General features: G+C 66.3%; 21 protein-coding genes. 11 read left to right on the top strand and 10 right to left on the bottom strand.

The window, feature by feature from the left end; genetic code table 11:
• Positions 1 to 26: 26 nt before the first annotated feature.
• Together M1D40_RS02470 and M1D40_RS02465 are read right to left on the bottom strand one after the other, a co-directional pair.
• The gene (locus tag M1D40_RS02470; protein WP_461170081.1) at positions 27 to 593 is read right to left on the bottom strand and encodes a DUF3027 domain-containing protein; all 567 of its coding nucleotides are present in this window, start codon (positions 591 to 593) and stop codon (positions 27 to 29) included.
• Positions 594 to 607: 14 nt separating this feature from the next.
• The gene (locus M1D40_RS02465; protein WP_284025269.1) at positions 608 to 991 is read right to left on the bottom strand and encodes a cold-shock protein; all 384 of its coding nucleotides are present in this window, start codon (positions 989 to 991) and stop codon (positions 608 to 610) included.
• 261 nt (positions 992 to 1252) lie between these two features.
• On the opposite strand from M1D40_RS02465, the gene M1D40_RS02460 reads away from it, so the two are divergent.
• The 6 genes from M1D40_RS02460 (at position 1253) to M1D40_RS02435 (ending at position 8374) form a co-directional block, all read left to right on the top strand.
• Positions 1253 to 1516 (top strand): hypothetical protein, encoded by a 264-nt coding sequence (locus M1D40_RS02460; RefSeq protein ID WP_341395679.1) that lies wholly within the window; start codon positions 1253 to 1255, stop codon positions 1514 to 1516.
• A 39-nt stretch (positions 1517 to 1555) separates the two neighbouring features.
• Complete coding sequence (locus M1D40_RS02455) at positions 1556 to 3985, top strand: helicase-associated domain-containing protein (RefSeq protein ID WP_461170080.1); 2430 nt, start codon at positions 1556 to 1558, stop codon at positions 3983 to 3985.
• Positions 3978 to 5624, top strand: a complete 1647-nt coding sequence (locus M1D40_RS02450; protein ID WP_341395681.1) for a DNA repair helicase XPB — start codon at positions 3978 to 3980, stop codon at positions 5622 to 5624. Before M1D40_RS02455 ends, M1D40_RS02450 begins: the two co-directional genes overlap by 8 nt.
• Positions 5625 to 5722: 98 nt before the next feature.
• Entirely contained in the window at positions 5723 to 6436 is a 714-nt protein-coding gene (locus tag M1D40_RS02445) for a response regulator transcription factor (RefSeq protein ID WP_268910001.1), read from the top strand.
• A 54-nt stretch (positions 6437 to 6490) separates the two neighbouring features.
• Positions 6491 to 7891, top strand: a complete 1401-nt coding sequence (locus M1D40_RS02440) for a sensor histidine kinase (protein ID WP_341395682.1) — start codon at positions 6491 to 6493, stop codon at positions 7889 to 7891.
• Between the two features lie 192 nt (positions 7892 to 8083).
• On the top strand, positions 8084 to 8374 hold the full coding sequence (locus M1D40_RS02435) for a WXG100 family type VII secretion target (RefSeq protein ID WP_461170079.1): 291 nt from the start codon (positions 8084 to 8086) through the stop codon (positions 8372 to 8374).
• Positions 8375 to 8607: 233 nt separating this feature from the next.
• On the opposite strand, the gene groL is transcribed toward M1D40_RS02435, so the two are convergent.
• The 4 genes from groL to M1D40_RS02415 all read right to left on the bottom strand — a co-directional run bounded on the left by groL (position 8608) and on the right by M1D40_RS02415 (position 12009).
• The gene (gene groL, locus M1D40_RS02430) at positions 8608 to 10245 is read right to left on the bottom strand and encodes a chaperonin GroEL (protein ID WP_341395684.1); all 1638 of its coding nucleotides are present in this window, start codon (positions 10243 to 10245) and stop codon (positions 8608 to 8610) included.
• A gap of 361 nt (positions 10246 to 10606) precedes the next feature.
• On the bottom strand, positions 10607 to 10810 hold the full coding sequence (locus tag M1D40_RS02425) for a cold-shock protein (protein WP_341395685.1): 204 nt from the start codon (positions 10808 to 10810) through the stop codon (positions 10607 to 10609).
• Positions 10811 to 11019: 209 nt separating this feature from the next.
• Positions 11020 to 11670 carry a LytR C-terminal domain-containing protein gene (locus M1D40_RS02420; protein WP_461170078.1) on the bottom strand — a complete coding sequence of 217 codons (651 nt, stop codon included), beginning with the start codon at positions 11668 to 11670 and terminating at the stop codon, positions 11020 to 11022.
• Between the two features lie 36 nt (positions 11671 to 11706).
• Positions 11707 to 12009, bottom strand: a complete 303-nt coding sequence (locus M1D40_RS02415; protein ID WP_290167235.1) for a DUF3263 domain-containing protein — start codon at positions 12007 to 12009, stop codon at positions 11707 to 11709.
• A 196-nt stretch (positions 12010 to 12205) separates the two neighbouring features.
• Between M1D40_RS02415 and M1D40_RS02410 the strand changes: the two genes are divergently transcribed.
• Genes M1D40_RS02410 through M1D40_RS02395 form a run of 4 tightly spaced genes read left to right on the top strand, consistent with a single transcriptional unit; the run spans position 12206 to position 15414 of the window.
• Positions 12206 to 12694: a transporter substrate-binding domain-containing protein gene (locus tag M1D40_RS02410; protein ID WP_461170077.1), complete on the top strand. Its 489-nt coding sequence runs from the start codon at positions 12206 to 12208 to the stop codon at positions 12692 to 12694.
• Positions 12691 to 13689, top strand: coding sequence for a cation diffusion facilitator family transporter (locus M1D40_RS02405; RefSeq protein ID WP_461170076.1), 999 nt, complete (start codon positions 12691 to 12693; stop codon positions 13687 to 13689). Before M1D40_RS02410 ends, M1D40_RS02405 begins: the two co-directional genes overlap by 4 nt.
• A gap of 32 nt (positions 13690 to 13721) precedes the next feature.
• Positions 13722 to 14525: a uracil-DNA glycosylase gene (locus M1D40_RS02400; protein ID WP_461170075.1), complete on the top strand. Its 804-nt coding sequence runs from the start codon at positions 13722 to 13724 to the stop codon at positions 14523 to 14525.
• 31 nt (positions 14526 to 14556) lie between these two features.
• On the top strand, positions 14557 to 15414 hold the full coding sequence (locus tag M1D40_RS02395) for a siderophore-interacting protein (RefSeq protein WP_461170074.1): 858 nt from the start codon (positions 14557 to 14559) through the stop codon (positions 15412 to 15414).
• 33 nt (positions 15415 to 15447) lie between these two features.
• On the opposite strand, the gene M1D40_RS02390 is transcribed toward M1D40_RS02395, so the two are convergent.
• Complete coding sequence (locus tag M1D40_RS02390; protein WP_461170073.1) at positions 15448 to 17037, bottom strand: threonine/serine exporter family protein; 1590 nt, start codon at positions 17035 to 17037, stop codon at positions 15448 to 15450.
• Between the two features lie 360 nt (positions 17038 to 17397).
• Positions 17398 to 18471, bottom strand: a complete 1074-nt coding sequence (locus M1D40_RS02385) for a lipid II:glycine glycyltransferase FemX (RefSeq protein ID WP_461170072.1) — start codon at positions 18469 to 18471, stop codon at positions 17398 to 17400.
• 382 nt (positions 18472 to 18853) lie between these two features.
• Here M1D40_RS02385 and M1D40_RS02380 point away from each other — a divergent pair, with 382 nt between their 5' ends.
• Entirely contained in the window at positions 18854 to 19888 is a 1035-nt protein-coding gene (locus M1D40_RS02380; protein ID WP_341395752.1) for an LLM class flavin-dependent oxidoreductase, read from the top strand.
• Positions 19889 to 19892: 4 nt separating this feature from the next.
• Here the strand turns inward: M1D40_RS02380 and M1D40_RS02375 are convergent, their stop codons facing one another.
• Positions 19893 to 21461, bottom strand: a complete 1569-nt coding sequence (locus tag M1D40_RS02375; protein WP_461170071.1) for an MFS transporter — start codon at positions 21459 to 21461, stop codon at positions 19893 to 19895.
• A gap of 68 nt (positions 21462 to 21529) precedes the next feature.
• Entirely contained in the window at positions 21530 to 22558 is a 1029-nt protein-coding gene (locus tag M1D40_RS02370) for a CHAD domain-containing protein (protein WP_461170070.1), read from the bottom strand.
• Positions 22559 to 22705 lie beyond the last annotated feature (147 nt).

Here is a 22705-nt window from a genome sequence, read left to right as displayed (position 1 = left end):
GGAAAACCCCTGCCCCCGGCACTGCCCTACCTGTCCTCCTGAGTCCTGTCCTCCTGCTGTGCCGTCCCGGACTGCCCGGCGTCGTCGTCGTCGTCGTCGGTGCCGGCTTCAGCTTCGGCGCGGGCCAGGGCGTTTGCCTGTTCCTGTGCTTGGGCGGCTTCCTCCGCCGCGACGTCCTCGGGCCGGACCCGCTCCGACCACGGCACCCACTCGGGAGCGAGAACAGCGTTTTCGGAGGGGAGCAGGCCGACTTCACAGACCGTTGCCGCCTTGCCGCGCGGCACCCGGGCCACCGTGGCGTACCACTGCCACCCGTTGTATCCGGGACGAAGTGCCTCGAACCGGTGGGTGACCAGGCGTTCGGCATCCGCAGCGGCACCCGCGTAGGCACCGATCTGCTCGGCCGGAACTACTTCGAGAAGTCCTGCCCGGGCAGTATCGACGGCGGCCGCCAGTACGGCGTCGGGCTTGGACGGACGGCGCGGCGTGCGCCGTGCCTTGGCAGCGGGAGCGCCGGCGGACCCGCCGGACGATTCTGCCGGGGTGGGTTGTTCAGCAGCAGCTTCGGAAGATGATGTTGCGCTCATGGTCATGCAGCGACTCCGCCTTATACGTCCAGATCATCGGCGACGGCACGCAGGACGGCCGCCACCTTGGTGGCATGCTTCTTGTCGGGATACCGGCCCTTGCGCAGGCCGTTCGAGACTGCATCCAACAGTTTAATAAGGTCTTCGGTAATGACTGCCATGTCATCGGCACTTTTGCGCGTCGCCCGCGCCACCGACGGCGGGGCTTCCAGGATGCGGGCCGAGAGGGCCTGCGGCCCCCGGCGGCCGTCGGCAACGCCGAACTCCATCCGGGTCCCCGGCTTCACCTCGGTCACACCGGAGGGAAGGGCCGAGGCGTGCAGGAACACTTCCTGCCCCTCGTCCGTGGCCAGAAACCCAAAACCTTTACCAGTGTCGAACCACTTGACCTTGCCGATGGGCACTTCGGTTACCTCGTTCTTAGCTGTTGAGTGCGGCAGTAGTAACTGCCGCAGTGTTCCGCAACCCGCAGTGCCTGCCGTGTGCCGGAATGCACGGCCCGGGTACTCCCTGAGATACCAGGTGCATCCAGATACTGTCCATCCAGATACTACGGGAGAGATCCTACGGGGAAGTCTGTTCCCTTTAGAATATCCCGCCCCGGTATTCCTCCCCGGTGCCCGAGCCTTTGGACCCGGTCATTTCCGCTGTTAGCGTTAAGCGCCATGGACACCAGCACACCTTCCGCCGGCCGGACACCGCACCGAACGGCGCCCGAGGGGCCGCGGTGGCGCCGGATCCTCATCGGCGCAGCTGCCCTGCTTGCAGTAGTGGGACTGCTCTGCCTGGCGGTGGTTGTGCTCTCCGGGCTGCGGTCGGAAAGCATCTGGCCCGGTTACGCCGCGGGTGCCTTTTACGCCCTCCCTGTGGCGTTCCTCCTGATGGCAGGCCTGGTAATTGACGGAATCCGCCGCAGGCGACGCGGCTGATCCGTCCGTTTTGGCGCCGGGTCGGGTAACGTGGAGACGATGTCCGCGATCCGAGCTTTAGCCGAAGATCTAGCTGCACGCAGTGATGACCAGCTGCGTGAATTGCTCGCGGCCAGACCAGATCTCATTCTTCCCCCGGTTCCCGATTTCCAGGCCCTCGCGGCCCGGGCGTCAACCCGGATCAGCGTCCAGCGCGTGCTGGAAAAACTCACCTCTCCGGAACTGCAGGTCCTCGAAGCCGTGGACCTGACCACCAACGAGGACTCCCACCTCAGCACCACGGCCTCGTGGTTGAAGAGCGCCATTGCCGGCTCCACCATCAAGGCGCTGGATTCCATCCTGAACCACCTGCACACCCTGGCCCTGCTGCGCCGGGCCACACCGCATCCCGGTGCTCCCAAAGCCGATGCCACCCGCCGGTTCTACCTTCCGGTGGCGGTGCTGGGCGAAGCGCTCGGGGCGTATCCGGCAGGCCTGGGACGCCCGTATTCCACCCTTGCCGTCCAGCATCCCGAATTCGGGCAGCGCCTGGTCGGGATTGTGGAAGGACTGCGCCGGAGCGGCATTCCGATGGAGCGGGCGGATACGCCCGCAACTGCGGCGCACTCCCTGCACCATTTGGTGTCGGACCCGGCGGGCTGGGCCCGGCTGATGGCCGATGCCCCGCCCCAAACGCTGGAGCTGCTGCGCCGTTTCAAGTACTCCCCCGTCGGCGCCATTCCCAAGAAGGCCGCCATGGGGCGGGCTGTCCTGGACAACCCCTCCCCCACCCCGGTGGAGTGGCTGATGGCCCGCGGCCTGCTCGTCCCCCTGGACGCCCTGCACGTCGAACTCCCGCGGCCGGTGGGACAGGCCTCCCGCGGCCACGTCATCGTCTCCGACTTCAAGCTCCAGCCGCCGGCACCGGTGACCCGCAGCGTACCGGACAGTGTCCGTGACAATGCCGCCTTTGGCGCGGTGGCCGAAACCCTCCGCCTGGTCACTGAACTACTGACCGTGGCAAAAACCACTCCCATCAGCACTCTCAGATCCGGCGGGGTCGGGGTTCGGGAAGTGCGGCGCGTTTCGGAATCGCTGCGCATCGACGCGCCGGCCACCGCGTGGCTGCTGGAACTTGCCGCGCTGGCCGGCCTGCTGTCACTGGACGTGACCACGTCCCGCTGGTGCACCACGGAGGGAACCTGGCTGACCTCGGACCGGCACGACCAGTGGAAGCAGCTGGTCCGGGCCTGGCTGGATGCGGACCGCGCCCCCTCGCTGGTCGGCAGTCCGCTTCCGGGCGGCGGAGCGATCAATGCCCTGGCCGCCGAAGCCTCACGCCCGGACGCTCCGCTGGTCCGGCAACGGGCGCTGGAGATGCTCGCCCGGTTTGCCGCCGAGGACGCCGGTGAGGAAGGTAGCACCGGAGCCCTGGACGCGGAGGCGCTGGTCAGCGCCCTGACCTGGCATCAGCCCCGGCTCCAGCGCCGGTTCGCCCGCCTGGTTCCGGGCATCCTGAAAGAGGCGGCCCAGCTGGGCCTGCTGGGCTCCGGCGCCTTGACCGACCTCGGTGCCGCCGTCGCTGCCGGGGACTGGGACGGCGCCGCGCAGCGCCTGCGCGATGCCCTTCCGGAGCCGCTGAATGCCTTCCTGCTGCAGGCGGATCTGACCGCCGTGGCTCCCGGCTACCTTGAACCGGGAGTGGCACGCCGGCTGGCATCCGTTTCCGACCCGGAGGGGCAGGGCCCGGCTGCCATCTACCGGTTCTCCGAGGGCTCCATCCGCAGGGCACTGGACAGCGGACAGGACGCCGCCGGCATCCTCGGCTTCCTGCACCGGCATTCCGCCACTGAGGTGCCCCAGCCGCTGAAGTACCTCGTGGAGGATACCGCTGCCCGCTACGGACGGCTCCGGGTGGGCGCTGCCGCGTCGTATCTGCGCAGCGACGACGAAGAGGGTTTGACCGGCCTGCTCGCAGACCCGCGCACCGCGTCGCTGGGCCTGGTGCGCCTTTCTCCCACCGTCGTCGGCTCCGTCGCCAGCGCCCAGGAACTTTCCTACTCCCTGCGCGAACTCGGATATTCCCCGGCACTGGAGGGCCGCGCCCGCCCGGTCGCCGGTTCCCATGCGCATCCCGTGACGGTGGCGGCGACGTCAAAAACCAGGCTGAACCCCTGGGAGCTGACCGACGACGACGTCGCGAACCAGCTGGCGGCGCTCCGGGGCGAGGGTCCGCCCGTCGCCGGCCGCTCCGAGAGCCAGCCGCTGGTCGGCCTGGAGATCCTGCGCGAAGCAATCCGGACGCGGAGCTCGGTGCGGATGGGCGTCGTGGACGGCCAGGGGAATCAGCGGCAGGAAATTTTCGTTCCCTTATCAGTCACCGACGGAAGGGTGAGGGTCTTTGACCCCCGCCGCGACGTAGAGCGAGTGGTGTCGGTGCACCGAATCATGGATGTGGAAATAGTGGAGGATACCCCGGCGCATGGCTGACGGACCGTTGATTGTCCAGAGTGATAAGACCATCCTGCTGGAAGTGGACCATGAACAGGCCACCGAGGCTAGGCATGCCATAGCGGCTTTCGCCGAGCTGGAACGCGCCCCGGAGCACATCCACAGCTACCGGCTGACGCCGCTGGGACTGTGGAATGCCAGGGCCGCGGGACTGGACGCCGAGCAGGTGCTGAACACCCTGCTGAACTACTCCCGTTTTCCGGTGCCGCATTCGCTGCTGGTGGACATCGAGGAAACGATGTCCCGGTACGGCCGGCTGCGCCTGGAAAAGGACCCGCAGCACGGCCTGGTGCTGCGCACCAACGACTACCCGGTGCTGGAGGAAGTCCTGCACGCCAAAAAAATCCAGCCCCTCCTCGGTCCGCGGATCGACGGCGAGACCGTGGTGGTGCAGTCCTCCATGCGCGGCCAGCTCAAGCAGCTGCTGCTGAAGCTCGGCTGGCCGGCGGAGGACCTCGCCGGTTACATCGACGGCACCCCGCATCCCATCCTGCTCGAAGAGAATGGCTGGGCCCTGCGTCCGTACCAGAAGCTGGCGACGGAGAACTTCTGGGCCGGCGGCTCCGGCGTCGTCGTCCTGCCCTGCGGCGCGGGCAAGACCCTGGTGGGTGCCGCCGCCATGGCCACCAGCTCCACAACCACCCTGATCCTGGTCACCAACACCGTCTCGGCCCGGCAGTGGAAGGACGAGCTGCTCAAGCGCACCTCCCTGACCGAGGACGAAATCGGCGAGTATTCCGGCGCTGTGAAGGAAGTCCGGCCGGTCACCATTGCCACCTACCAGGTGCTGACGCTGAAGCGCGGCGGCCTGTACCCGCACATGGAACTGCTGGACAAGAACAACTGGGGCCTGATCATTTACGACGAGGTGCATCTGCTGCCCGCCCCGATCTTCCGCATGACGGCTGACCTGCAGGCACGGCGCCGGCTGGGCCTGACCGCCACCCTGGTGCGTGAAGACGGCCGCGAGGGCGAGGTCTTTTCGCTCATCGGGCCCAAGCGCTATGACGCGCCGTGGAAGGACATTGAGGCACAGGGCTACATTGCCCCGGCCGAGTGCATCGAGGTCCGGGTGGACCTGCCGCGCGATGAGCGGGTGGCCTACGCCATGGCGGAGGACGGGGACAAGTACCGGCTGTGCTCGACGTCGGAAACCAAGACCGGCGTCGTTGAACAGCTGGTGCGCCGCCATGCCGGTGAACAGACCCTGGTGATCGGCCAGTATCTGGACCAGCTCGATGAACTGGCTGAACGCCTGGACGCCCCGGTCATCAAGGGCGACACCCCCGTGAAGGAACGCCAGCGGCTGTTCAACGAATTCCGGGAGGGCAGGCTGACTACCCTGGTGGTCTCCAAGGTCGCCAACTTCTCCATCGACCTGCCCGAGGCTTCGGTTGCGGTCCAGGTCTCCGGGTCCTTCGGGTCCCGGCAGGAGGAGGCCCAGCGCCTGGGCCGGCTCCTGCGCCCCAAGGCAGACGGCAAGGCCGCCCACTTCTACACGGTGGTGGCACGGGACACCCTCGACCAGGAGTTCGCGGCCAAGCGGCAGCGTTTCCTGGCGGAGCAGGGCTACGCCTACTCCATCCTTGACGCGTCGGACATCGAAAAGCCCGTATAGCGGGAGAACCCGCGGGCAGTTCCGGCACCTCGGCTTCTTTTGGGATTCATCCTGCTCACCTACAGACAACGCACAGCTAAATGTAAGAAACTGGGGAAGTGAATAAATCATCCGGACCTGAAGCTCGTCTCCTTGTAGTGGATGATGAGCCCAATATTCGCGAACTCCTTTCCACCTCCCTGCGCTTCGCCGGGTTCGATGTCGTCGCGGCGGCCAACGGCCGCGAGGCCCTCGCCGCCGTCGACTCCCACAACCCGGACCTTGCGGTGTTGGACGTGATGCTTCCGGACATGGACGGCTTTACGCTCACCCGCCGCCTGCGCGCCGCCGGCCAGCACTTCCCCGTGGTCTTCCTGACCGCCCGCGACGACACCGAGGACAAGGTCACCGGCCTGACCGTCGGCGGCGACGACTACGTCACCAAGCCCTTCAGCCTGGACGAAGTGGTGGCCCGCATCCGCGCCGTGCTACGCCGCACCCAGCCCCTGGAGGACGACGACGCAGTCATCCGCGTGGATGACCTGGAGCTCGACGACGACGCCCACGAAGTACGCCGCGGCGGTGTCACCATCGACCTGTCACCCACCGAGTTCAAGCTGCTGCGCTACCTGATGCTGAACCCCAACCGGGTGCTCTCCAAGGCGCAGATCCTGGACCACGTCTGGGAGTACGACTTCAACGGTGACGCCTCGATTGTTGAGTCTTATATCTCCTACCTGCGCCGCAAGATCGACCGCAGCCCGGACGCTCCGGCGCTGATCCAGACCAAGCGCGGCGTGGGCTACCTGCTGCGCACGTCGGAGAAGCGCTAAGCCTTGCTCCGCCGCTGGAAATCAGCCTCCCTCCGCTCACAGCTCGTAGCCATCATGGCTGTCCTCATGGTCATTACGGTGACCATCACGGGGCTGGCCACGATCTATGTGCTGCGGCAGATTCTGGTGGACCGTCTGGACGTGGAGATCCGGGACAACGCGCCCGCCGTTTCGCGCTATCTGATTGCCGACGGCCCGGCAACCGACACCTCGCTGTTCCAGTTTTACGGCCTGTACCTGGCTGACGACGGAACCCACGGTCCCGAGACGCATTCCGACCCCCGTGACGATACTCCCGTAGTCCCCCACTACACGGCAGAGGAGGTGCGCGAGCTCGACCAGCAGGGCAAAACGGTTCCGGGCACCATGCCCGGCAGTAAAGGCTGGCGGGTGAAGGTGTTTGCCCTGGAGAGCTCGGGATCGGTGGCCGTAGCCCTGCCCCTGGACTCCGTGGCCACCACTGTCGACGAAGCCGCCTCACTGGTCTTCTCGGTGGGGCTGCTGGGAACCCTGGGCGCCACCGGCATTGCCTACTGGGCAGTGACGCGCCAGTTCCGGCCGCTCAGCCAGGTGGAGAAGACCGCTGCCGCGATTGCCGCCGGGGATCTGTCCCGGCGTGTGGATGTCGGCAATCCCGCCACTGAGATTGGCCGGCTGTCCCGTTCGCTCAACGCGATGCTGGCCCATATTGAGACCGCCTTCGCGGCACGCACCAAGTCGGAGCAGAAAATGCGCCGCTTCGTTCAGGACGCCTCGCATGAGCTGCGCACCCCGCTGGTCACGATCCGCGGGTTCTCGGAGCTGTACCGCCACGGAGCGCTGCAGCAGCCCGAAGAGATAGCCGCGGCCATGGGCCGGATTGAGAGCGAAGCAAAACGGATGGGCCAGCTGGTGGAAGACCTGCTCACCCTGGCCCGCGTGGATGAACAGCGCCCGCTGGAATACGCGCCGGTGGACCTGCTGCTCCTGGGCAATGATGCAGCCATGGACGCCCGGGCCAGTTCTCCCGGACGCGAGATCCGCGTAGTCGGCCTCGACGGCCAGCAGCCGCGGCCGGCGCCGACTGTCGGCGACGAGGCGCGTCTGAGGCAGGTCGTGGCCAATTTGATGACGAATGCCCTGCGCTACACCCCCGACGGATCCCCCATCGAGATTGCCGTGGGCGTGGCCCCGGTGATTCACAACCGCTCGGACGCGGTGCTGGAAATCCGCGACCATGGTCCGGGTATTTCCGAGGAGGACGCCGCCCGGGTCTTCGAAAGGTTCTACCGGGCGGACTCGTCGAGGTACCGGGAAACCGGCGGTACCGGCCTGGGTTTGGCCATCGTCGCGGCGCTGGTGGCCCAGCATGACGGCACGGTCCGCCTGTCGGAAACTGAAGGCGGCGGCGCCACCATGTCCATCCGGCTGCCGTACCGCGCCCCGGAAGACCTGGACAGGGATCACGGGGCCTGAAGCTCCCGCGCAGGCTCTTCCCCTTCCCCCTACCGCCCTTCCCCCTTCCCCCCTTCCCCTTCCTGTCCTCCACAGCAGCGCGAAAGAGCGGTGTCCGGCGCGGTTATCCACTGCGGGCGTCCGCGGGCTCGGAAGCACTGGTGGCTGGCCTAGCGTCAAAGGCTCATTCACCTTCCGAAGGGAGATACCACCATGGCAATTGTCTCAGTGGACAGCGAGGCCCTGGATGCCAAAAGCGCCGAGGTCCGCGGCACGATCGACCGCCTGCAGTCCGACATCAACCGCATGCAGACCGGGCTGCAGTCCCTCAGCGAATCCTGGCAGGGCCAGGCATCGGCCAACTTCCAGACGCTGATCGCTGAGTGGCGCAGCACGCAGGCCAAGGTGGAGGAATCACTGGCCACCATCAACCAGGCGCTGGGCTACGCGTCCGTGCAGTACGCAGAGACTGAGGCAGCCAACGTGGCACTGTTCCGCCACTGAGCCGGAACTGGTCCGTGCGGTGCCCCCCGCGCGAGCCGGCCCGCGGAAACGCTGGCCACGGACAACACAAAAGCGCGGCACCCGCCTGGGGTGCCGCGCTTTTCCTGCAAAGCAGTGTGTCCATTGAAACAGTGTGTCCATTGAAACAGTGTGTCCGTTGAACCTCTCGGTCCGCGGGACAGCCGGCTCGCCGGTGGTGTGGTCCCGGCCGCAAGGCCGGAACCACGGGGCTGCTAGAAGCCGCCCATACCGCCCATACCGCCCATTTCGTCGCCGCCGCCCATTGCCGGTGCTGCCTTTTCAGGCTTGTCGGCAACTACTGCTTCGGTGGTCAGGAACAGGCCGGCAATGGAGGCTGCGTTCTGCAGAGCAGAGCGGGTCACCTTTACCGGGTCGTTGACGCCGGCAGCCAGCAGGTCTTCGTACTCGCCGGTTGCAGCGTTCAGGCCGAAGCCCTCGGGCAGGCCGCGGACCTTGTCGACGACGACGCCCGGCTCCATGCCGGCGTTGAAGGCGATCTGCTTCAGCGGAGCGTCGATGGCAACGCGCACGATGTTTGCACCCGTGGCTTCGTCACCCTCGAGGTTGAGGTTTGCGAAGGCCTTCAGGCCGGCCTGAATGAGGGCAACGCCGCCGCCGGCGACAATGCCTTCTTCAACCGCAGCCTTGGCGTTGCGGACAGCGTCCTCAATGCGGTGCTTGCGTTCCTTCAGCTCAACCTCGGTGGCTGCACCGGCCTTGATGACTGCAACGCCGCCGGCCAGCTTGGCCAGGCGCTCCTGCAGCTTCTCGCGGTCGTAGTCCGAGTCGGAGTTCTCGATCTCGGCACGGATCTGGTTGACGCGGCCCGCAATTTCCTCGGGATCGCCGGCGCCTTCCACGATCGTGGTCTCGTCCTTGGTGACAACAACCTTGCGTGCCTTGCCCAGCAGGTCCAGCGTGGCGTTTTCCAGCTTCAGGCCGACTTCCTCGGCAATAACCTGGCCACCGGTGAGGATGGCGATGTCTGCGAGCTGGGCCTTGCGGCGGTCGCCGAAGCCCGGGGCCTTGACGGCAACGGACTTGAACGTGCCGCGGATCTTGTTAACAACCAGCGTTGCCAGGGCTTCGCCCTCAACGTCTTCGGCGATGATCAGCAGCGGCTTGCCGGACTGCATGACCTTCTCCAGAACGGCAACGAGGTCCTTCACGTTGGAGATCTTGGAGTTCACGATCAGGATGTACGGATCCTCAAGGACCGTTTCCTGGCGCTCGGCGTCGGTCACGAAGTAACCGGAGATGTAGCCCTTGTCGAAGCGCATGCCTTCGGTGAGCTCTAGCTCGAGGCCAAAGGTGTTGGACTCTTCGACCGTGATGACGCCTTCCTTGCCGACCTTGTCCAGGGCCTCGGCGATCAGGTCGCCGATCTGCTGGTCACCGGCGGAGATGGAAGCCGTAGCGGCGATCTGCTCCTTGGTTTCGATCTCCTTGGCAGAGGCCAGCAGCTCGGCCGTGACGGCCTCGACTGCCTTCTCGATGCCGCGCTTCAGGCTCAGCGGGTCGGCGCCGGCAGCAACGTTGCGCAGGCCTTCCTTCACCAGTGCCTGGGCCAGGACGGTTGCCGTGGTGGTGCCGTCGCCGGCAACATCGTCAGTCTTCTTGGCAACTTCCTTGACCAGCTCGGCGCCGATCTTTTCGTAGGGATCGTCGAGCTCGATCTCCTTGGCGATGGAAACGCCGTCGTTGGTGATTGTGGGGGCGCCCCACTTCTTCTCAAGGACCACGTTGCGGCCACGCGGGCCCAGGGTGACCTTCACGGCGTCGGCGAGGATGTTCAATCCGCGCTCAAGGCCACGGCGTGCCTCTTCGTCAAATGCAATGATCTTGGCCATAACGGCTTTCGTCCTTCCGGAACAGTCATGCTGGGTGCTTAGATGTTGCATTCCAGACTGCGGTGCCCGCGACGGACGGGCCGTGAGGGTGCGATCTCTTTACGCACCCGCAGGCCCTCACCTCAGTGGCTTGCTGTTTCACTCAACGCCGACCGCATTTAGCAGTCATACGGCAAGAGTGCTAACTCAATAATTAGCACTCTCACACACTGAGTGCAAGCGATCACGACTCTCCGACGTCCGGGTCACAGGCAACATTCCCCGGGTGCCGCCCATCCCTGGAGATCCCCTGACACACCAAACGGCGGCATCCCGGGAGCGGTTGCCGCCGTTGGGGTTCGCGCAGGTGCCAAAAGCGCCGCTAAACGGCTCGCACATCCTCCGCCTGGGGGCCTTTCTGGCCTTCACCAATTTCAAATTCCACCCGCTGGCCTTCTTCGAGGGTGCGGTACCCCGAGGCCTGGATGGCGGACCAGTGCACGAAAACGTCCGTTTGGGCCTCATCCAGCGTGATGAATCCGTAGCCTTTTTCCCCGTTGAACCATTTGACGATCCCCTGCGCCATGTGCATTTCTCCAACCTTGTTTGCTCGTGCGTTCCGCCAACGTGGTCGTGGCGGAGCGGACCGGCGCACAGGCGGTCCGGGTACAGCGGATACATGCTTGCTTCGGACCGGCGTCGCACGGCTGGCACTCACTTTAGCCAGCGTGATGCAGCTCACAATTACTGCGGCAGGATCGTTATGGAGTTTTTACGTTCGGGCAGTATTCCCGGCTACTGGAATCCCGGGCCGGGAACTACGGTCACCAGATTGAATTCGGCAGATTCGGCGAGCGTGGGGATCCCCAGAGTTCGTGAGAGCTCCTGGGCATTCGGCAGCTGCTCGGCACCGTTGTAGAAGATGATCGACGTCTGGAGAGGCGTTCCGCCCCAGTTTGCGACCTGCGCGGTGGCCCAGCCGTCGCCCGCAATCCGCGCGGAAAGATTCGCGCCGAGCCCTCCGATCCCGCTGGCATTAAGCACCACCACGGGCTGGCTGCGGTCCACCGCGGCTTCGGGGGTGGGCGACGGCTCGGGCGTCGGGGAATCGCTCGGCTCGGGCGTTGGCGACGGCTCGGGCGTCTCCGACGGCGCCGGCTCCGCTGACTCGGTCGGGGCAGGCTCGGCTTCGGTGGGCTCGGGTTCCGGGGTAACCGCCGGCTGGGACGAGTCGGACACCGGTGCCGGGGCAGCGCCGTCCTGCCCGATGCCCAGCCGCGGCAGGACAAAGAAGGCCGCGAGGCCCAGGATCAGGGCCAGCACTCCGACGGTAATGATCAGGCCAAGGCTGCCGGACCGCGACGGAATCAGCCGTTCGCGGTGAACGCCCTGGCGTGATGACGTCTCGGGAACCTTGTCAAACTCATCCCGGGGGTATTTGCTCATGGTGAGGTATCAGTCCTTGGTATCAGGTGGCGCCGGTTAGACGTCAGAGCCTGAACGACGGGCGGTGCGCGCGCGCTGACGGGTTGTACGTAGTCTACGCAGTCTCTTGACCAGCATCGGGTCGTGAGCCAGGGCATCCTCGGTGTCGATCAGAGCGTTCAGCACCTGGTAGTAGCGGGTGGCGGACATGCCGAACAGCTCCCTAATGGCCTGTTCCTTCGCCCCGGCGTATTTCCACCAGGCCCGCTCCAGTGCGAGCATCTGCTGTTCCTGTTCCCCGAGCGGACTGTCGGGGTCAACCGTGCCGTCCAACGAGAAGGCTTCGGTTGTTTCGGCCACAGGATGCTCCCAGATCGGTTGTCGGTTTCCCTCTCTATGCTAGTTGGGAAATAACAGGCTTGTCATTCGGCGGGCTTTCTCCGCTGAACGCCGGGGGTCCCCCGGCCGCTCCCCCAGCCGCAGGCCCGGCTGCCCGCACCGCCGGATGTGGGAAACAGCACCGGGGGAACGCCGTTGTGGGCTATGGTCTGATGCTATGTTTGCGAAGCTCGGAACCCGGACGGTGGCAGCACTGCTGCTGGTTGCCTTCACCTTTGCCGGGGCGTCGTGTTCAAACTTTCCAGCAGATCCGGAGGGGACACTGGACCGTGTCACGGGCGGCACCCTTCGGGTGGGCGTATCCCACTCCCCGCCGGCCACGGACGTTGGCGGGGCTGAACCGGCGGGCACGGAAGCCGACCTGGCCCGGGATTTCGCCGAGTCCCTGGATGCCGGTGTTGAATGGGTCGAGGGCGGCGAAGAGTACCTCATGGAGGCCCTCAAGCAAGGCGACCTGGACCTGGTGATCGGCGGGCTGACCGAGTCAACCCCGTGGACCGACAAAGCGGCGGTGACAAGACCCTATGCCGAGAGCACCAACCGCTGGGGAGACTCAGAGAAACATGTACTGGCGGCGCCGCTGGGCGAAAACGCGTTCCTTTCACGCCTTGAACAATTCCTGGCCGACAGGGAGGCCGGCAAATGACCAGGCAGCAGGGACGGACCGAACTGCCCCAAGAGCAATCTGACGCACTTCGCCGCGCCGTGCGGCTGGAGTGGATAACCATCGGTTTCCTTGCGGTCACCGTGACTGCCGTCTTCCTGGTCATGGGCAACTCCCAGGCCATGCGGGCAGCCTGGATCGAGGACATGCTCTCCTTCATCCCGCCGCTGGCCTTCCTGCTCGCCGTCCGCCTCGTGGCCCGGCCGCCGGGCACCCGCTACCCGTACGGCTATCACCGTTCCATCGGCGTCGCCCATCTGGTGGCGGCCGTGGCGCTGACTGTCATGGGGTCCTTTCTCATCTATGAGTCGGCGACGGGGTTGATGAAAGGCGAGCATCCGCCGATCGGCACAGTAGAAATCTTCGGAAGCCAGATTTGGCTGGGCTGGCTGATGATGGCAGTAATGGCGGTGACCACCATCCCTCCGGTGATCGTCGGTCGAATCAAGATCCGCCTCGCACGGCAGCTCCACAACAAGGTCCTGTATGCGGACGCCGACATGAACAAAGCCGATTGGATGACCGCGGTGGGTTCCATCGTCGGGGTCGCGGGAATCGGGCTCGGTTTCTGGTGGGCTGATGCAGCCGCCGCCCTCTTCATCGCCCTGAGCATCCTTCGCGACGGGCTGCGCAACATGCGCGGGGCGGTCACCGACCTCGTGGACACGGCGGCTACCACCTTCGATGAAGCGGAGCCGCACCCGCTGGCGGAAGAAGTGACGGGCTATCTGCACGGGCTGCCGTGGGTGGAGGCAGCCGGGGTGCGGATGCGCGACCAGGGCCAGGTCTTCCATGTCGAAGCCTTCGTGGTGCCCGTCAAGGGCACGCCCCTGTCACTGTCCCGGCTGGCAGAGGCACGCGAGGGCTGCGCCGGCATCGATTGGAAGCTGGCCGACACGGTGGTGATTCCCGTGCAGAACCTGCCGGAGGAACTCGGAGGCCGCAGCGGCGTGCATCAGTCGGGCAGCGAGGAATGACGCGCAAATACTTCCGGACCTAGGGTGGAAACGTGAGCTCTAATGATCCGACACTCTTTTCACTGCCATCCGCCGCCGAGGGACCCGGGTCCGGCTCCGGCTCCGGCACGGAGGGAGAACCGTTCCCTTTCGCGGCTCCAGCGCCGCTGACAGACTTCATGGCACCGGATTGGGCCAGGGCCCTGGCCCCGGCCGCCCCGGAACTACACCGAATCGCAGGATTCCTTGAGGAGGAGCGCCGCTCCGGCTTTCCCGTGCTGCCCGCTCCGGGCCATATTCTCCGGGCATTTTCCCGCCCGCTTGCTGACGTCAAGGTCCTGCTGATTGGCCAGGATCCCTACCCGACTCCCGGCCACGCCGTCGGTTTGTCCTTCTCGGTGGACCGCGGCGTGCGCCCGCTGCCGCGGAGCCTGAACAACATCTACAAGGAACTCGACGCAGACCTGGGCATCCCCCCGTGCCCGCACGGCGATCTCAGTGCCTGGTCCGACCAGGGTGTCCTGCTGCTGAACCGGGTCATGACGGTCCGCGCCGGCAGCGCCGGGTCGCACCGGAGGCGCGGCTGGGAGCAGATCACCGAACTGGCTGTCCGCGCCGTGGCCGGCCGCCGCTCTTCCGACGGCAGCCCCGTCCCTTTGGTGGCTGTCCTCTGGGGCAACGATGCACGGTCCATCGTTCCGCTGCTGGAAGGCACACCCCGGATTGAATCGGCCCATCCAAGCCCGCTTTCCGCGTCGCGCGGGTTCTTCGGCTCCCGCCCTTTCAGCCGCACCAATGAACTGCTGCAGGAGCAGGGAGCACAGCCGGTGGACTGGCGGCTGGACGCGATACGGTAGGAGAAACCCTTTACCGAGGAGACCAACCCGCATGCCTGACCCTTCCGTGCCCGCCGAGAAGCCCGCGCAGGACGTGCCCCGCCGGGCCCGCCCGCTGCTAACCCTCGAGGTCCTGCGGCGGGAACAGCTGACGCCTCACATGGTCCGCATTTATGCCGGCGGTCCGAACTTCGGCAGTTTCACCGCCAACGGCTGCGCCGACGCCTACTGCAAAATCTGGTTTGGCCCGGACGGCAAACCGCTGGACGGGACGTCCGACCTCGAGTCCCTTCGGAGTTCCTTTCCCCGGGAGGAATGGCCGGTGTCGCGCACCTACACGGTCCGCAGCGTGAACCCTGCCGCCCGCGAGCTGGCCATTGATTTTGTGGTGCACGGGGACGAAGGCCTGGCCGGCCCGTGGGCCGCACAGGCTAGAGCCGGTGAAGCACTGACGTTCTCGGGGCCAGGGGGTGCGTTCAATCCCGACCCCGACGCCGGCTGGTATCTGTTCGCTGCCGATGAATCCGCCCTGCCCGCCACGGCTGCGGTGCTGGAGGCCCTGCCGGCCTCCGCCGTCGGGCAGGTGTTCCTGGAGGTGGGCGGCCCCGAGGACCGCCAGCCGCTCACGGCGCCGGAAGGCATCTCCGTGACCTGGCTGTACCGGGGGGACACGCCGGCGGGAAACACCGGCATGCTGGCGGCAGCCGTCTCGGCCGCGCCTTGGCCAAGCAACGACGTTCAGGTCTTCGCGCACGGCGAGCGGGAGGCAATGAAGGCCCTGCGGGATGTCTTCTTCACGATGCGCGGACTGGAACGCCGGCAGGTGTCGCTGTCCGGATACTGGGCTGCGGGGCGCACAGAAGACGCATTCCAGGCAGAAAAAAAGACCCCGGTCGGCAAAATCCTCTAGATTCTTGCCGTCCGGGGCCTTTCCGCCGGCTGCCTACCGGCGCCGGTTCCGGCGGTCATTGCCGGACAGGTTTCGCGTCAGGGGCCGGGCGAGGTTGTCGCCGAACACCACGCCGCCGGCAATCGCCAGGATCACCGTCAGCGCATTGAAGATTCCGACGGCGCCGGCGGTGAAGTCGTCGGTACCGATACTCAGGCCGTACATGGCGCGGAAGATGCTCAGCCCGGGGAACAGGAAGAGCACTGCCGGAACAGCAACGATCAGCTGCGGCGCCCCCATTCGAAGCGCGATCATCCGTGCCACCATGCCGATGAAAATGGCAGCGACGGCCGGCGTGAGCCGGGGGCCAACGCCCACCATTTCCGACAGCTGGAACACCAGGAAGCCCGCCGCTCCGGTCAGGACGGTGGGCAGCACCAGATTCATCGGAGACTGTTCCACCACGCAGATCGTGCCCAGCGCCACGGCCAGCAGCAGCATGGTCACCGCGAAGGGGTACTGCGAGGCGGCAACGTTGGTCACGTCCAGCCTCGGCATGCCCGCCAGCGCCCCCACAACAAGCGCGACGGCGATGCCTGCCACCAGCGCTCCGAAGGTCAGGAACGCTGACAGGAAACGTCCCGAAGCAGTAACCGGGAACCCGTTGATCGCATCCTGCACGGCAGAGACCAGCCGGCCCGTCGGCAGGAGCAGCAGGATCCCGCCGGCCACCACAATGCCCGGAGAGATCGGCACGTCGAAGGACCAGAACAGCATGGCGATGGCGGTGACGACAAAGCCGCTGGCAGCGGTGCTGAAGAAGTCCGGCACCCGCCAGCGTCCCAGCAGCCGCTGCAGGAGACTGACCAGGACGGTACTGAGGAAAGCCACCAGCGAAGCCAGCGGTCCGCCGCCGATGAAGCCCACAATAGCCGCGGCAAACACGCCGGTTGAGGCCGTCACGGCCCACCTCGGGAACGGCTTCGGCTGATGGGTGATCTCATTCAGCCGGTTGGAAGCTTCGGCGCGCGAGATTCCGCCGTCGATAATGTCCGTCACCAGCTGGTGGACCAGCCCCAACCCGGCATAGTTGTTGGTCCACGAGCGCACCACGCGCATGACCGTGATGGGCGTCTGGTCCTTGGGCGAGTAGTTCAGCAGCACCGACTGGTTGGTGATGTCCACCTCGATGCTCTCCAGGCCAAAGGCAGCGGTCACTGCGATGATCGCCGTCTCCACTTCAAGGGCACCGGCACCGTAGCGGAACATGGTTTCGGCCAGGCTGAGGGCCAGGTCCAGGGTCTTCCGCGCCGATGCATCCGGGCCCGCGGTTCGCACCAGGGGGTTGGCGTACGGGGAACCTGCCAGCCGCTCCACGATGGACATGGCCTGGGTGGGAGGAGTCTCTCCCTGCACCAGCTTGCGCAGCATCCGGCGGGCCGCTGCCGATGAGCGGTCCTGCTGCCGGGCTGCGCTGGAACTCGTGCCGTGCTGCCCCGGCACGGTCTTGCGGGCGCGCGGCTTCCGCGGCGGCTGCGCCGTCTCTGACGGCTGGGCAGACTTGCCGCCGCCGAACCCTCCGGAGGGCAACCGGATGCGTCCTGTACCCGTTCCGCCCGAAGTGCCCTTGACGGGAGTCTGCATGACGGAGGTGGTGGGCGGCGGCGGTTTGGGACGGGTGCTCCTGAGCCCAAAACCGCCGGGGCCAGTGGGCAGGCCAGCGGTGCCGGCGGACCCGGAGCCCTTCGGCGCTTTGCCGGGAGCGGCAGGGCGCCGAATCTTCGCGCCGGCGGGTGCTTTTTTGCTTCCCCCCGCGGCCTTTGGCCCCTGCCCTGAAGGCTGGTTTCCGGAAGTTCCACCGTTGCCGGGAGACTGGATAACCGGTATCAGCCCCACCATCGGATCGGGGTTCTGTGCAGGCTTTTGGCGGTCTGCATCGGACGTGTTTTCCAAAGGACTCACCCTTTCGCCTCTGTTGCCTGAATCCCGTTCAGGCTTTTGCTGTTAGTAAAACGGCTGCTGGTGACGGCGCCAGTAGATCTGCCGCGCGACGCGTTCGCCGATCGTGTTCCAGATCTTGTACCGCACCGGGTCCAGCACCAGGTCGTAGCAGCCCACGAAGTCCGTGACGGTCTTCGAGAAGCTGGTCTTGAAAAGACCCAGGCCGTGGTGGGGGTGTTCCTTGTTTTTCAACTGGTCGCTGGGAGGCGTCCCGCAGAAGTCATACTCCTCGATTCCGAAGTCTTCCTTCAGCTCGGAGATGGCCGTCCACTGGACCAGGTGCGAGTCACCGTACTGGCTGCGGCGGGGCTTGGACCCCCCGTCCTTGTAGGTGCCCTTCTTTCCGTAGGCGATGACAAAGGCACCTACGGTGGGCTCGCCGTCTTCGAAGGCGAAGTAGAACCGGCCCTGGCCTGCTTCCACGAAGTTGGACCAGAAGCGGTGGTAATACTCGTAGGAGCGCATCCGGGCCGAGGAGCGGTCCTCGATGTGGCTCATCAGTTTGTACATGGTGCGCATGTTCTCTTCGGTGGGCTCCACCCGGCGGACGTCGGCGCCTTCCCGGATTGCCCGGCGGACAGCGTTGCGCCCGCGCGAGGAGATGTTCTTCAGGACCTGCTCGATGTCCGGGGTGGTGTCCAGCAGCGCAGTGGAGTCGTTGGGCTGCAGGTTGAAGGTCTTGACCAGGCCGGCACCTTCGAACTGGGCCCGCACCTGGGGGCTGTCGACGATGTCCGGCTCCACTTTCACGGCAAACACGTTTCGCTTGGATTCCTTGATGAACCGGCGCAGCGCGTCGAGGACCTCCGGCACATGCGAGGGCTCAGCAACATCGGGGCCCTTGATGAGGTACCAGAGGCTGCCCAATCCGGGCACCTTTTTTTCGATTGCCAGGTTGTATGTCGTATAGCCGCGGCCGGTAAACACCAAGTAGATGGGATTCCATCCGTGGTGAGATTTAACCTCCGCGTAGGACGCGGACTGCAGCACGTTCCCGCCGCCCGGGTTGGACTGCACGTGGCTGTCCCATTTCTCTTTTTCCTCGGCGGTGGCCAGGCGTGCACTAAAGTCTCGCAAAATACCTCAACTAATCGCTTGATCGCTTGATCGCTTGCACCATCTGCGGCTGGTCCCCTGCGGAACCCGCACCACGGGCTCCGGACCGTCCTCAAGTCTATCCGCTGGGGGGATCACTCAATGAAATTTCCCCAGAGGGTCCCCTGTGAGTTCCCCCGTGCTCCCGTGCACGCAACTGCAGGCCAAACCAGCGTCAGCCCTCGGCGCCGCAGGCCGCAGCCCTGCCTGGCCGGACGCTCCCCGGAACAGGCAGTTCCGCCCATCTCCCTGCCCGCCCTGCGGGCCCGGGGCGAGGGACAAACGAGGCGGAGGAACACAGGAGCCTGTCCGCCCCGGCTACACTAAATGCAAACACATGAACTTTGCGGGGATGGGGAGCACCATGGGACAGCGGCTGGAACTCGGATTGGACACCTTCGGTGATGTCACCTCGGACGCCGGAGGCGAACGGCTGCCGCAGCACCAGGTGCTGCGCAACGTGGTGGCAGAGGCGGTGCTGGCCGACTCGGTCGGCATCGATTTCATTGGCATCGGAGAGCATCACCGGGAGGATTTTGCCGTGTCGGCGCCGGAGGTGGTCCTCGCCGCGATTGCCGGGCAGACCAGCCGGATCCGGCTGGGCTCGGCGGTCACCGTCCTGAGCTCCGACGATCCGATCCGGGTCTTCCAGCGGTTCTCAACCCTCGACGCCGTTTCCAACGGCCGCGCCGAAGTGATCCTGGGCCGCGGCTCCTTTACGGAGTCCTTTCCGCTGTTCGGGCTCGAACTGGCGCAGTACGACGAGCTCTTCGAGGAAAAGCTGGAGCTCTTTGCTGAACTGCGCCGCGAAACCCCGGTGACGTGGAGCGGCAACACGCGGGCCCCGCTGCAGAACCAGCGGGTCTATCCCCCCACCGCCGGCGGTGAGCTGCCGGTGTGGATCGCCGTCGGGGGCACACCCCAGTCCGTGGTCCGGGCGGCCCACTACGGGCTGCCGCTGATGCTGGCCATTATCGGCGGCGAACCGGCAAGGTTCGCGCCGTTTGTAGACCTGTACAAGCGGGCGCTGGACCAGTTCGGCCGACCCCTGCTTCCTGTGGGCGCGCACTCCCCCGGTTATGTCGCTGCCACTGACGAGCAGGCGCTCGAGGAGGCTTGGCCGCATTTCGAGCGGATGCAGAACCGGATCGGGCGCGAGCGCGGATGGAGCCCCACCACCCACAGTGATTACCTCGCGTCCGCCGGCCCGGACGGAGCCCTGTTCATCGGCTCCCCGCAGACCGTTGCCGCCAAGATCGTTCGAGTGGCCCGGGAGCTGGAGCTAAGCCGTTTTGACCTTAAATACAGCCTGGGCACCCTGCCGCACGAGCTGTTGATGAACTGCATCCGCCTGTACGGCACCGAGGTTGCACCGCTGGTGCGCGAGCAGCTGGCCTAGCGGATCAGGCCGACGCCGGGAGGAACCAGCGGATGCGCGGTTCCTCCTCGGCCAGGCCCGCCGCCTTGTCAATGAGCTTCCGATCCTCTCCGGTGATGCGCTCCTGCTCCTGGCGCAGGTATTCGCGCCAGGTCGCGACGTCGTAAATCTCGCGGAACTGGCGCGCATCCGTCACCGAGTGGACCAGCTCCCAGTCCCGCGCGCCGGTGCGCATCCGGGAGAGACGCACCTCATGCATGAGCTGAACAAACTCCGCAGCCTTCCCGGGAGCCAGTTCATAGGCGATGAGAATGGTGACCGGCCCGGCGTCGGGGGCCGGCTCCTGTGTCGCCTCGATCCCCAGGTCAGCTTCCGCGATGCTGCGGTCCAGCCGGCCGGTGCGCGGCAGCAGCGGCAGCACGGTGACGCTCAGCCCCGCTGCCCCCAGGACGGCTCCCGCCGCAGCCAGCACCGGTGCGTAGCCGTAGGCGGTGGCCAGGGAACCCCACACGACGGCGCCAACCGCCTGCGCCCCGGTGGTCACCATGAGGTAGACGGAAAGCCCGCGGGCCCGCACCCACTCCGGCAGCGTGAGCTGCATGGCGCTGTTAAGGATGGACAGGGTTGCGATCCAGGCGATGCCGGCGAAGACCAGCAGAACTCCCAGCACAGGCGCCGGCAGGAAGCCGGCGGCAAAAGCCGCGGCGCCAAAAACGGCGGCTGCCAGTCCCAGCATCAGGTTGTCATTGATACGGTCTTTGACCTTCGGCAGCAGGATGACTCCCGCAACGGCGCCGATGCCCAGCGCACCCAGCAGCAGCCCGTAGCCTGCGGAACCGAGCCGGAGGTGCCCGTTGACGGCCACGGGGAGCAGTGCGTACAGCGCACTGGCCGGAACCATGAAGAGGGCGGTCCGGAGCAGCACGCGCCGGATGCGCGGGGCCGCCCTGATGTAGCGCATGCCCGCGGCCAGCGCTTCCCGCATCCGTTCGGGATCCTCCGGCTCCGGCGGCGCCCGCCAGATGTAGACCGCAACCGCTGTTCCCAGAAAAGACACGGCGTTGAGGCCAAACACGAAGGCCGGACCGAAAAAGGACACGAGCACCCCGGCCAGTGCCGGCCCCACCGCACGCGCTCCGTTGACCGCCATGCTGCTGAGGGCGGATGCGGACCTGATTTCCTCCCGGGGCACGAGCTCGGGAGTGATCGCCTGCCAGGCAGGCTGGCTCAGGGCCACCCCGCAGCCGATCAGAAAGGTGTACAGCAGCAGCGAGTCCGGATCCAGCAGATCCAGCGCAGCAATCACGGTCAGGACAGCCGCGGCACCGGCGGCGAAAAGATTGGAGCCCAGAATGAGGCGCCGCCGGTTGAACGCATCCGCCAGGACCCCCGCAATGAAACCAAGCAGCAGGGACGGTGCCAGGTTGGCCGTCTGGACCAGGGACACGAGGGCGGGGTTGGAACTGTTTTCGACCAGATACCACTGGGCTCCCACGGTCTGCATCCAGGTGCCGATGCTCGACCCGATATTGGCAAGCCACAGAATCAGGAACATGCGGCGGCGCAGCGGCGCCCAGGGAGATGCCGTGTCCATCGGGATACCTCCGTCCGGACGTGCCGGTTCAGATGCGCTGGTTCAGATGCGCCGTTCAAATACCCCGGTCAGACCACCCGGGGAAAATCTGCCCATGCCTTGCGGAACCGCTTGCGTGCGCTCTCCCCGCGTTCTTCCTCCAGGGCGTGCAGCCGTCCGTAGGTGAAGCCGTTGGAGCCGGCACCGGCCGCGGCGGCACCCAGCCGGCGCAGGTAGTCCCGGCTAACGACGCTGTCCTGGTATTCGCCGAGGATCTTTTGCACATGCTCAGCGCCGGCGGCCAGTTCGGCGGAACCGGAAGCCCGCACCGGCTGGGCAACCTCGGCGGCATAGCGCAGCCGCTTGGCATCCTTGCGGGCGTCGTGCAGTGATTCCGACCGGTGGTCCTCGCTGCGGGCCTCGCGGGCGTCCCGCACCTGCCGGTGCAGGCGCTTGCGGCCGCGGCGCAGCATCCGACCCGCGGTTTGGGCAGCCGGTGCCTCTGCTGCGGCCGTAAATTCGGGGCTGCCGATCACCGACTCAAGCCGTTCCAGCAGGCGCCGGTAACGGTCGCCGTCGAGCACGCGGGCCACTTCCGCATGAGCCATGCGATAGTCGCCGAGCAGTTCCTCGGCAATGCGCTGCTGCACCGGCCCCATCACCAGTTCGGCAGGCTGGGTTCCGACAAGAGCCTGCAGCCGCGCGCGCAGCACCTGGGCGTCGCGGGCCGCACCCAGGACCCCGGCAAACCATTTGAGTTCGGTGCGCACTTCGTGGGCCGGCTCCGGTGCAAGCACTTTGCGGTAACTCGACAGGGCCGAACGCATCCGCCGGGTGCTGACCCGCATCTTGTGCACCGCGTCTGCATGGTCTGCCCGTACGCGCGGATCCTCCGCCAGCATGGCCAGGAACTGATTCCGCAGATATGCCAGCAGCAGGAGTCCGGCGGGACCCTCTGGCTGCGGAGGCCCGAGGCTCAGGGCGCCGACCCGCACGGCGGCCTGCTGTGCAGCAAGGCCACCCTCGGGGCGGGGCTCGGCGGCAGCGACGACGGAATCCGCTCCGCCGCTGAGCCGTGGCGTATGCAGCGGGGTTTCCGGGTCCTGAGGGGTGGGCATGGCTCAGTATAGGGCCGGGAAACGGCGCAACGGCAGGGGTTTGTGCCGCGGCAGGGGGAAACAGTCCCGCATCGCTGTTCCGGGTGCAGCTCCGGCGGTAGCATCGCGGTACCGTGCCGCTGTCCGGCCCGCCCGCCCGGCGGTAAC

It is taken from the genome of Arthrobacter sp. Z1-15 (assembly GCF_054792395.1).
The sequence above is the reverse complement of the archived record's forward strand: the minus strand, read 5'-3'. Positions and strand labels throughout refer to the sequence as shown.